The 10,855-nt window shown below is 72.9% G+C and carries 8 protein-coding genes and 1 tRNA gene; 5 read left to right on the top strand and 4 right to left on the bottom strand.

Annotated features, from left to right (window positions below):
* Positions 1-339: 339 nt before the first annotated feature.
* Entirely contained in the window at positions 340-2,004 is a 1,665-nt protein-coding gene (locus ACFWV8_RS01710) for an MFS transporter (protein WP_384197017.1), read from the top strand.
* A 12-nt stretch (positions 2,005-2,016) separates the two neighbouring features.
* Here the strand turns inward: ACFWV8_RS01710 and ACFWV8_RS01705 are convergent, their stop codons facing one another.
* From ACFWV8_RS01705 to ACFWV8_RS01695, 3 genes are all read right to left on the bottom strand, one after another.
* Positions 2,017-2,913, bottom strand: a complete 897-nt coding sequence (locus ACFWV8_RS01705; RefSeq protein WP_384197015.1) for a cellulose-binding protein — start codon at positions 2,911-2,913, stop codon at positions 2,017-2,019.
* A 246-nt stretch (positions 2,914-3,159) separates the two neighbouring features.
* The gene (locus ACFWV8_RS01700; protein ID WP_384197013.1) at positions 3,160-5,349 is read right to left on the bottom strand and encodes an SUKH-4 family immunity protein; all 2,190 of its coding nucleotides are present in this window, start codon (positions 5,347-5,349) and stop codon (positions 3,160-3,162) included.
* 5 nt (positions 5,350-5,354) lie between these two features.
* Positions 5,355-6,332, bottom strand: coding sequence for an SMI1/KNR4 family protein (locus ACFWV8_RS01695; RefSeq protein WP_384197011.1), 978 nt, complete (start codon positions 6,330-6,332; stop codon positions 5,355-5,357).
* Positions 6,333-6,595: 263 nt separating this feature from the next.
* Between ACFWV8_RS01695 and ACFWV8_RS01690 the strand changes: the two genes are divergently transcribed.
* Positions 6,596-7,144 (top strand): YwqJ-related putative deaminase, encoded by a 549-nt coding sequence (locus tag ACFWV8_RS01690; RefSeq protein WP_384197009.1) that lies wholly within the window; start codon positions 6,596-6,598, stop codon positions 7,142-7,144.
* Between the two features lie 7 nt (positions 7,145-7,151).
* The gene (locus ACFWV8_RS01685) at positions 7,152-7,640 is read left to right on the top strand and encodes an SUKH-3 domain-containing protein (RefSeq protein ID WP_329386765.1); all 489 of its coding nucleotides are present in this window, start codon (positions 7,152-7,154) and stop codon (positions 7,638-7,640) included.
* Between the two features lie 14 nt (positions 7,641-7,654).
* Here ACFWV8_RS01685 and ACFWV8_RS01680 read toward each other — a convergent pair whose 3' ends face one another.
* A complete protein-coding gene (locus ACFWV8_RS01680) occupies positions 7,655-8,971 on the bottom strand; it encodes a histidine kinase (protein ID WP_329386763.1) in 1,317 nt (438 codons plus the stop codon).
* Between the two features lie 176 nt (positions 8,972-9,147).
* Between ACFWV8_RS01680 and ACFWV8_RS01675 the strand changes: the two genes are divergently transcribed.
* Both ACFWV8_RS01675 and glmU read left to right on the top strand, forming a co-directional pair.
* Positions 9,148-9,219: transfer RNA gene (locus ACFWV8_RS01675), tRNA-Gln, on the top strand.
* Positions 9,220-9,337: 118 nt separating this feature from the next.
* Positions 9,338-10,786 carry a bifunctional UDP-N-acetylglucosamine diphosphorylase/glucosamine-1-phosphate N-acetyltransferase GlmU gene (gene glmU, locus ACFWV8_RS01670; RefSeq protein ID WP_384197007.1) on the top strand — a complete coding sequence of 483 codons (1,449 nt, stop codon included), beginning with the start codon at positions 9,338-9,340 and terminating at the stop codon, positions 10,784-10,786.
* Positions 10,787-10,855: the final 69 nt, after the last annotated feature.

The following is a 10,855-nucleotide window of genomic DNA, read 5'->3' as shown; positions in this document are numbered from 1 at the left end:
GTGCCCCGGCGCGCTGGGGAAAAGCAGACACTTCTCCTGAGGTTTCCCTCAGCGTGTACGGGTGGTAGCCCCCCTCGGGCCTGTCCCACCCCGTCACCCACCGGCCCCCCGGCCGGCCCCCTGCGGTGTAAGACCAACTTAAAGAACGGGCCCTGTTCCTCTCATCCTCCGGCGGGACGAACCGGCCCCCGGCAGAAGTAGGGAGGACCACCTAAGGGCTCTCCACCCTCAGGTGGAGCCCTGCTGAGGGTTGGCCGGGAAGGGAGCCGCGCCCTGCCGCCGTGCGAGGGTCGGTGAGAGGCTGTCCCCCGGGAAATACCTGCATAGGGAAGGAATCCAGTGGCCAGCGTCGAAACCGAGCCCCGCCGCGGTCCCGTCGTCGCCGCCCTGATGCTCGGCATGGCACTGGCAGCGCTGGACGGCACGATCCTGTCCACCGCCGTCCCGCAGATCGTCGGAGACCTCGGCGGCTTCTCGATCTTCTCCTGGCTCTTCTCCGGCTATCTGCTGGCCGCGACGGTCACCCTGCCCGTGTACGGGAAGCTCTCCGACACCTTCGGCCGCAAGCCCGTCCTGATCGCGGGCATCGTCCTCTTCCTCATCGGCTCGGTCCTCTGCGCCACCGCGTGGAACATGGGCTCCCTGGTCGCCTTCCGCGTCGTCCAGGGTCTCGGGGGCGGCGCGATCCAGGGCACGGTGCAGACCATCGCCGCCGACCTGTATCCGCTCAAGGAACGCCCCAAGATCCAGGCCAAGCTCTCCACCGTCTGGGCCACGTCCGCCGTCGCGGGCCCCGCGCTCGGGGGACTGCTCGCGGGGTACGCGGACTGGCGCTGGATCTTCCTGATCAATCTGCCGGTCGGCGCGGTCGCGCTGTATCTCACGGTCCGCCACCTCCGCGAGCCCGGCCGCGAGGCCGCGCCCACGAGCACCCGCGAGACGGGGGACTCCGCGCCAACCTCCGTACGCGGGAGGCGACTTCCCCGCCCCAGGACCGGTGCCGGGCCCGGCCCCCGGGTCGACTGGGCGGGTGCGCTCGCCGTCTTCGCCACCGGCACGCTGCTGGTCACCGCCCTCGTCCAGGGCGGTGTCGCCTGGCCCTGGCTCTCCGCCCCCTCGCTCGCGCTCCTCGCAGGCACCGCGCTGCTCGCAGGCGTCACCTTCCTCGTCGAGCGGCGGGCGGCCGACCCGATCATTCCCGGCTGGGTCTGGCGCCGCCGCCCCATCGCCGCCGTCAACCTGGCGCTGGGCGCGCTCGGGCTGCTGATGATCGCCCCGACGGTCTTCCTGCCGACGTACGCCCAGTCCGTCCTCGGCCTCGGCCCGATAGCCGCCGGCTTCGTGCTCTCGGCGATCACCCTGACCTGGCCGATCAGCGCGGCCCTCTGCGACCGCGTCTACAACCGCATCGGCTTCCGCCGCACCGCGATCACCGGCATGACCTCCGCGCTGCTGGTCCTGCTGGCCTTCCCCCTGCTGCCCTTCCCCGGCCAGGCGTGGCAGCCCACGGTGCTGATGCTGCTGCTCGGCGCGGCGCTCGGGCTGTTCCAACTCCCGCTGATCATCGCCGTGCAGGGGACGGTCGGCTGGTCCGAGCGCGGTACGGCGACGGCGTCGATCCTCTTCTACCGCCAGCTCGGCCAGAGCGTGGGCGCCGCGCTGTTCGGAGCGCTGGCCAACGGCGTCATCAGCAACAGGCTCGCCGACTCGCCCGGCACCGGGCTCCCGCGCGAGCTCGACTCCGTGGCGCGGGCCCTGGACGACCCCGGGGCGCTCACCGCCCGCGCGGCCGACTTCCTGCGCCGCGCGGTGGACTCGGCGGTCGACGCCGTCTTCCTGGGCGCGGCGACGGCTGCCGCCCTCAGCCTGCTGGTGCTCCTCTTCCTGGCCCCCCGCCGCTTCCCCGTCCACCAGGACCCGCCCCCGGACCCGGGCCCCCACCCCCACAAGGCACCGGATCCCGCGACCGACCCGGCGGCGGGCCCGGCGGCGGGCGCCTCCTGAGGGGGACGGGAACTACTTCTCCGCGTCCGCCGGTGTCCGGCCCGTCAGGGTCGCCAGGCTGTTGCGGATGTGGGTCATCCGTGCCTGGACCTCCTCGCGGACCTCCGTGTGCTCCCGCAGGATCCGCTCCGTCTCCCGTACGGTCCGCTCCTCCGCCGCCCGCGCCCGCGCGATCAGGTCCTCCGCGCGCGCCGCCGCGTCCTCCCGGATGTGGCGGGCGCTCTCCTCGGCCTCCGTAAAGGCGCGCCTCGCTTCCGCGAGCCGGGCGTCCGCGCGGGCCGACAGCTCCGTCCGGTGCGCCTGCGCCTGCGTCTCACGACCCGCCAACTCCCGCTCCGTCGCGGCCAGTCGATCCGCGTGCTCCCGCGCCAGCTCGCCGAGCAACGCCTCCGTACGCTGCCGGATCTCGTCGAAGCGGGCCAGCGCCGCGTCCCGTAGCTCCCCGGCGTCCCGGCGCGCGGCCGTGCGCAGTTCGTCGGCCGCGCCCTGCGCGTCCTCCTCCGTCCGCGTCGTGTACGCGTCCACATCGGCCGCGACCGCCTCCACATACGCGCGCGCCGCCTCACGCGTCCCGCGGACCGCCTCGGCGGCGGCGTCCTGCCGCGCCCGCACATCCTCCCGCGCGGCCGTGCGCACCCCGTCCGCCTCCTCGACGGCCAGGGCCAGAATCTGCCGGGCGCGCTCCCCCAGTGACTCGTACGTCTGCGGCGGCAGCGCCTCGACCTGCTGCCGCAGCAGCTCCGCCTCCAGCTGAAGGCGCTCCGCCGCCGCGGCGAGCCGGCGCTCCTCGGCCTCGGCGACCTCGCGGTCCCCCGACAGCTCCGTGACCAGCCGGTCGACCTGCTCGGGGCGGTAACCACGGCCCCGTACGGAGTCGAAGCCGTGAGCCGATACGCGTGCGGCAGCCATGACTGAAGCCTCTCTCCGGCGGACGGTGGCGGGAGCGGCTTCCCCGCGAAACGCCCCACCCGTCCATCCTGCTCAAGGATGCGGCATTTGACTCCGGGCGCCGGATTCCTGTTCCCGCGCCGCCCGCGCGGCCGACGCGTTCCAGCCATCGTCCTGGGCAGGTGCCGGAACGGCCGGGGCGCCCCCCGTGGATCACGGAGAGCGCCCCGGGCGTGTGCGTTCGTGGCCGGCTTCAGCGCCGTACGGTCAGAGCAGCCCGTCCCACATCTGCTCCAGCAGCACCGACCACCAGCTCTCCGGCGACGACAGCGCCGCCGGATCGATCGCGGCGAGCTGTGCCTGGAAGTCGACGGTCCAGCGGCCGGCCTGCTCCGGATTGAGGCCGAATCGCAGCCGCCACATGCGGCCGAGCAGCGCCATCGAGCGGGTGAACTCCGGCAGGCCGGTATTGACGAACTGCGGCGGGATCGTCTGACCGCCCGGACCTGTCTCCACCGACACGGCCATGATGTGCGCCGTGCCGTACTGGACACAGATCGCCCGGCCGAAGTCGCTGCCCATCACCAGATACGAGCCCGCGTCCGCCGCCGGCTGCACCTGCCGCTGCGCGGCCAGCTCGGCCAGCGTCGGCACCACCGGCTGCGGGGGCTGGGCCCAGAAGAACGGGCCGAAGTCGCCCGGCAGGCCCGCCCATACGAGCGTGCGCGCCACGACCTCCGGTACGCCCTGACGGGACACCGCGCGCTGGTCGAACCGGCAGATGCCCTGCGGGCCGAACGCGCCCGCCAGCTCCTGCGCGATCGCCTCCGGCGGCACCGGCTGCGCGGGCGGCACCTGCGGCAGCGGGGCGCGTACCGGGGCCGGCCGCGCCGGACCGTCCGCGACCTGGTGCAACTCGCCCTGGTGGGTGAGCAGATGCTGCATGCCCTGCTGGCGGCTCGAATGGTCCCTGCCGTACGGGGCGACGCTGGTGATCCGCACCTGCGGCCAGGTCTCGCGGATCATCCGCGCGCAGTAACCGCCGGGCAGCTCGCAGGACTCCAGCTCCGTGTGGAGTTCGAGCACCTGCTGCGGCGGCACGTTCATCGCGCGCAGCTCGTGCAGGATCTGCCACTCGGGGTGCGGGGTGCCCGGCGCCGAGCGGCGGATGAGCTGGGCCTCGGAGCCGTCGGGGGCGCGGTAGCGCAGCACGGCCTGGTAGCCGGGGCCGACCGTCGGCATGCCGCCGGCCTGCGGCGGATAGCCGTACGTGCCCGGCGGGGGGCCGGGAGGCGCACCGGGAGGGCCGGGCGGTCCGGGGGTGCCGGGCGGCGGACCCGGTACGGCGCCGGGGCCGGCCAGCATGGTCGCCGCGTGGTGGACACCACCGGGCGGGGGCGTGCCGGGAGCACCCGGCGGAGGCGGCGGCATCCCCGGAGCACCGGGCGGACCGGGCGGACCCGGCGGACGCGGACCACCCTGCGACCCTGGCTGACCACCCTGACTCGGATCCGCCAACATCGTCGCCGCATGATGCACACCGCCAGGCGGGGGCGTGCCGGGAGCACCCGGCGGAGGCGGCGGGGTGCCCGGCCCGCCCGGACCCTGGGGCGGGGCGAACTGCGTCGGCTGGTAGCCACCGGCCGGAGCGCCGGGCACGCCCGGGGCGCCCGGCGGGGCCGGCGGGCCGCCACGCGGCGGCGACGACGCCTTGCTCGTCGCCGCGTCGGCGATGTCACCGGGGCTGCCGGGAGCGGGAGACGACGAGCCGAGGCCCGGGGCCACCGTCGTACGGGGCAGCTGACTGCCGCCCGACATCAGCGCCGTCGGCGCCTCGGCCGCCAGACCGGGCGGCGGCGTACTGTCGTCGTCCACGCCGGACAGCGGCGGCGCGAAGACCGTCGCCGGGAGGCCCACGGAGCCGTCGTCACCGGCGGCGTTGGTGTCCGTACCGGCCCAGGGGGTCGCCCCGGCCGGAGTACTCGACGGCACGGGAGCCGGCGCCGGGACGGACGGCCCGGCGGGAGCCGCACCGGCACCCGGGGCGCCCGCGCCAGAGCCGGCACCGGCACCCGAGGCCCCCGGGGTCCCCAGCTTGTCCGCCGCGTCCTGCAACCACTCCGGCGGCGTCAGCAGGAAGGACGTCTGATTGAGATCGATACGCTGCGGCGCCCGCGGCGGCTCCGGGGCCCCCGCCTGCGACCCGTACTCCTCCTCGTACCGCCGGATCACCTCACCCACCGGCAGCCCCGGCCACAGCGTCGCCTCACCGCTGTCCCTCGCGATCACCAGCCGCTGGACGCCGCCGTCCGACCTCGGACCGTCCGCGCGGTCCTCCGCCCACACCACGAACCCCAGCTCGAACTCCCGCACCCGCACCTCACGGTGCTGATACGCGGGCACGTCGCCGTTGACCCACTCGTCCGCGCGTTCCTGCGCCTGAGCGAATGTCACCATCGCGCTCACCCCTCCACCGGGACGGCGCGGGCGAAGCCGCCGTCCACCATCAGGTTCGCCACCGTGTCCAGCTCCGGCGGATTGCCCGCCAGCCTCGACAGGAAGGCGTCGAAGTCCGCACCGCAGGGCAGCAGCAGACTCTCCACCCGCTCCCGCACGCTCAAGCCGTCGCGGTCACGCGCGTCGTCGTACGCGCAGAACCAGACCGAACCGGCCTGATCCCCCCGGACCTTGAGCGCCAGGATGCCGCCCTGGACGAAAGCCACGCCCAGATAGTCCTTGGTCAGATGGTCCCGCAGACACTTGTTGACGTACAACAGGTCGTTGACCGCCGCCTCTTCACGCACGGTGAAGAACGGCTGGTCCACCAGCAGCCCCAACTCCGCGTCCAGCGCCGCCCCGACGGGGGCGCAACCGCCCGCCGCCTTGAGGAAGCTGCGGTACGGGCCGGGCAGCCGGTAACCCAGATCCTCCTCCACACCCAGCAGTTGCTGCTCGGTCACCGACACCGAACTCTTCGGCAGCCCGAAGTGCACCGGCCTCGTCTCCTGAAGAGGACGCGTCCCGCGCTTGCCGTGATCCACCAGCGTCGTCGCCAGCCCGCCGTGATGCCGCAGCAGCGCCTTGACCTCCACCGGCACCAGCAGCAGCCGGCGCGACCCCGCCGCGTGGTGCCAGGTCCAGCCGTGCGGGGTGGCCACGGCCGGGATGGTGTCCCACAGGTCATGGCCGGAGGCGTGCAGCGCGGCGTTCGCGGACACGTAGTCCGTGAGCCGCAGTTCGTCCACGCCGAAACCCTCTGGAGGCTCGGCGATCTCGGCGGCAGCGCGCGCGTACGGCGAGAAGTCCGGGAAGCCGTCGCCGTCCACCGGCACACCCCTGGGGTGGCGGGAGGCCCGGATTGGGTCCGGGAAATGCACGACCTGCCCGGCGTAGGCCGCGTTCGGTGGCGCGGTTTGCTGACCGAGCCGACCTGTCGTCATGGCGGATGCCCCCTGCTGGCTTCTGACTGGTTCGACACAGCCTATGCGGTGAGGCAACAGGGGACGCCGCCCTTCCGCCTCCTTCACGACCGGCTCCCGTTACCCCCGTTCGGGTGCCGGTGACAACGCGGTCACCCCAGGTCACGCAGCGACGACGGCGCGCCCCGATACCGCCCCGACTTCCCCACGGCATGTCACATTTGGCAGGCTGTCCCCCGCAACTCGGGGGATTGCGTGGGGATTGCGCAGAGAGGGACGACGCTTTGCACACAGCACAACAGGACACATCGGGGGATCCACGACTCGGGGCACCGGACCGCCCGGCCGGTGACGCCTCCGGAGATCCGCGCCTGAGCTGGAGCAGCACCGAACCGCACCGCCCGCCGGCCCTGCGCCAGCGCCGCGACGGCATCCTGCCCGCCGTGGCCGCCGCGCTCTCCGTGCGTGGCGAAAATCTCACGTGCACCGCGGGCAAGGCCGACCAGCCGCCCGCCCTGCACCCTCTCGTACAGGACTTCCTGGACACCCTCACCAGCGGCCAGCGGGAACGATTCACCGGCCGCTGCCCCGAGGCGATCCTGCTGTCCCGGCACCTCACCGCCGTCGAGGGCTCGCGTTCCAAGCGGGCCCAGCGCAAGGCCCTCACCCACGGCGAGGCCCGCCGCTCCCTCAAACACGGCAAACTCACCGCACGCCGCATCCGGGAGGACGGCGACCCGCTCCACGGCAGTTACGCGCCGCCCTGCCGCTCCTGTACGGCGATGCTCGCCCATTTCGGCGTACGCCCCGTCGACCCGACGCAGAACGGCTGACCACCCCGTGCCCGACCTCACCACCACCAGATTCCCCGTCGCCGTCGATGTCGCCCTGCGCGAGGCCGGCTGGCAGCCGGGCCGCTGGGACATGCGGCAGGCCGAGGAGTGGGCGGACACGCTGCGCGCCCACATCACCCCCGCGGGGCACGTGCACGCCGTGTTCGCCGCTGTCGTGGAGATCTGGGCGGAGTTCGGCGGGCTGTCCGTGACCGGGCCTGGACCGGGGCGGCAGATCGCGCCCACGACCGTACGGTTCGACCCGCTGGCCGGCATCCACTTCGCCCGCACGCTCGGCGACCTCGGGCGCTCCCTCGACACGGAGATCAGCCCGATCGGCGAGGAGGGCGACGGCCAGGCCGTACTCGCCGTCGACGCCACGGGGCGCGTCTACTCCATCGACCACACGGGCGACTGGTTCCTCGGCCCGCACATCGACCACGCGCTGGCGGCGCTGGTTACGGGCACGCAGCCGCAGCGGCTCACCTCGGACTGAGCGCCGGAAGGCCGCTACGCCGCGGCCCGGTCCGGCAGCACCGCCGAGACCCGGAAACCGCCCGCGTCCGTCTCCCCCGACACGAACACCCCGCCCAGCGCGTGCACCCGCTCCCGCATCCCCACCAGGCCGTTGCCACCGCTGGGCAGACCGGCGTCGGCGACTCCGTACGACGGGCCGTTCTCCACCTGCATCGCGATCTCGGCCTCCCGGTGCGCAAGCCGCACCATCACCTTCGACCCGGCCGCGTGCTTGTGGACGTTCGTCAGCGCCTCCTGCACCACCCGGTACGCGGTCTGCTCCACCTCCGGCGCGTACGCCCGCGACTCCCCGTGGACGGCGAACTCCACCACCATCCCCGCGTCCCGCGACTGGCCGACCAGCGTCTCGATGTCACCCATACCAGGCCCGTCCTCCGCGGCGGCGGCAGCGGCAGCCGCGGCGGCGGCACCCACCGAGGCCAGCGGCACCGTACCGGCCACCTTCCGCGCCGCCTGCTGCTCCCCGGCACGCAGCACCCCGAGCATCTCCCGCAACTCCGTTAGCGCCTGCCGCCCCATGTCCCCCACGAGCGCGGCGTTCTTCACGGCCTTCTGCGGATCCTTCAACGCCACGGCCTGCAACGCGGCGGCATGCACCACCATGAGACTCACCCGGTGCGCCACCACGTCGTGCATCTCCCGCGCGATCCGCGTCCGCTCCTCCGTACGGGCCCACTCCGCCCGCTGCTCGGCCCGGTCGGCGAGCAGCGACAACTCCTGCTCCAGACTGTCGGCGCGCTCCCGCAGGCTCTCCATCAGCCGGCGCCTGGCTCCTACGTAGAGGCCGAGGAGCACGGGCGGCAGGGAGAGGCTGAAGGCCATGAAGACGGCTATCAGCGGGATGTACCAGCGGGTCGCCGACGCGAGGTCCGAGCCCACGATGTCCTGCCGCGTCCGTACGAAGCCGACGATGAGCGTCCCCACGAGCGACATACAGGCGAGCGACCCGATGATCCGCCGGGGCGCCTCGGAGGCGGCGAGCGTGTAGAGCCCGACCACGCCGAGCAGCACGCCCATCTCGGCGGGAGTGACGGAGATGGAGACGAGCACGACGGCCATCGGCCAGCGCCGCCGCAACAACAGCACGGACCCGACGAGCACCCCGAAAACCACCCCGAGGGCCACCGGCAACTGCGCGTTGCCCGCGAACCGAACCCCCTCGAACGCACACTCCAGGGCCGACACACCGGCCAGCCCCACATCCAGCACGACACTGCGCCGCCGCCTCCACCACCAGAGCCCGCGAGCGGTCAAACCCTCGGCCTCCTCGTGTGCCCCCGTTGTGGTCATGCCTTCCAGCCTACGGGCGCCCGCGACCCAATATCCGAGGAGTGCGGGACGAGCGCGCTCAGCACGCGAACGGGCGGAGCGCCGACCTATGACGTCGCGTGGAAGGGGGTTGGTACGGCATAGTGTTGGCTGCCGATTCAGGCCGACCGGCCAGCTGTCCCTTTCGGTGCTTACATTCCCCCGTGGTGTAATTGGCAGCACTGTGGCTTTTGGTGCCATCTGTCCAGGTTCGAGTCCTGGCGGGGGAGCCGCCAAGTTCGGGTCCTGACCTTTCCGGTCAGGACCCGCCTTCGTTTCCGTCCCGAAACCCCCCGGTATCCTGCGGATGTCCGTCACGCCAAGCATCCGAAGCCGAAGGGCATTCCCGTGAGCGTCAACCGCCCGGCCGCCGTCGTCGTCCTCGCAGCGGGTGAGGGCACCCGCATGAAGTCGAAGACCCCCAAGGTTCTGCACGAGATCTGCGGGCGCTCGCTCGTCGGTCATGTCGTCTCCGCCGCGCGCGAGCTGGAGCCCGAGCAGCTCGTGGTCGTCGTCGGGCACGCGCGGGAGCTGGTCGAGGGGCATCTGGCCGGTACGTACGACGGGGTGCGGGCCGCCTTCCAGGCCGAGCAGAACGGCACCGGGCACGCCGTACGGATGGCCCTGGAGGAGTTGGGCCAGGCCCCCGACGGCACGGTCGTCGTCGTGTGCGGCGACACCCCGCTGCTCTCCGGCTCGACCCTCGCCGCGCTCGCCGAGCGGCACGAGAGCGACGGCAACGCCGTCACCGTGCTGACCGCCGAGGTGCCGGACGCGACCGGGTACGGGCGCATCGTGCGGGACGAGGCGAGCGGCGCGGTCACCGGGATCGTGGAGCACAAGGACGCGACGGACGAGCAGCGCGCGGTGCGGGAGATCAACTCGGGAGTGTTCGCCTTCGACGGGCAGTTGCTCGCGGACGCGCTCGGCAAGGTCAGCAGGGACAACAGCCAGGGCGAGGAGTATCTGACCGATGTCCTCGGCATCCTGCGCGAGGCCGGGCACCGCGTCGGCGCCTCGGTCGCGGCCGATCACCGCGAGATCCTGGGCATCAACAACCGCGTACAGCTGGCCGAGGCGCGCCGGCTGCTGAACGAGCGGCTGCTGGAGCGGGCGATGACCGCAGGCGTGACGGTGGTGGATCCGGGCTCGGTGCTGATCGATGTGACGGTGACGTACGAGCCGGACGTGATCGTGCACCCGGCCACGCAGCTGCTCGGTTCGACGCATCTGTCGGAGGGCGCCGAGGTCGGCCCCAACTCCCGTCTGACGGACACGATGGTGGGCGAGGGCGCCCGCGTGGACAACACGGTGGCCATCGACGCGGAGGTGGGCGCGGGGGCCGCGGTGGGCCCGTTCGCGTACCTGCGTCCCGGCACGAAACTCGGCGTGAAGTCGAAGGCGGGGACGTTCGTCGAGATGAAGAAGGCGACGATCGGCGACGGTTCGAAGGTGCCGCACCTGAGTTACGTCGGCGACGCGACGATCGGCGAGCAGACGAACATCGGCGCGGCGAGCGTGTTCGTCAACTACGACGGCGAGTCGAAGCATCACACCACCATCGGCTCACATTGCAAGACAGGTTCAGACAACATGTTTGTGGCGCCCGTCACTGTCGGGGACGGTGCTTACACCGCCGCCGGATCGGTCATCACCAAGGACGTGCCGTCGGGTTCGCTGGCCGTCGCGCGGGGCCAGCAGCGGAATATCGAGGGTTGGGTGGCCCGGAAGCGGCCGGGAAGCGCCGCCGCGCAGGCCGCCGCCGCGGCCTCCGAGGAGCTCGCGCTCGAAAGCTGACCGGAAACAGGCGCTCCGTACAGCGCGTACCGTGATAGGTGCTCACGTTCGGCTGGCTCGCAGGGACGC

Origin of the sequence: Streptomyces sp. NPDC058665, assembly GCF_042714995.1 — a bacterium.
GTDB lineage: Bacteria > Actinomycetota > Actinomycetes > Streptomycetales > Streptomycetaceae > Streptomyces.
Note: the sequence above shows the minus strand (reverse complement) of the source record. Positions and strands in the feature narration are given on the sequence as shown.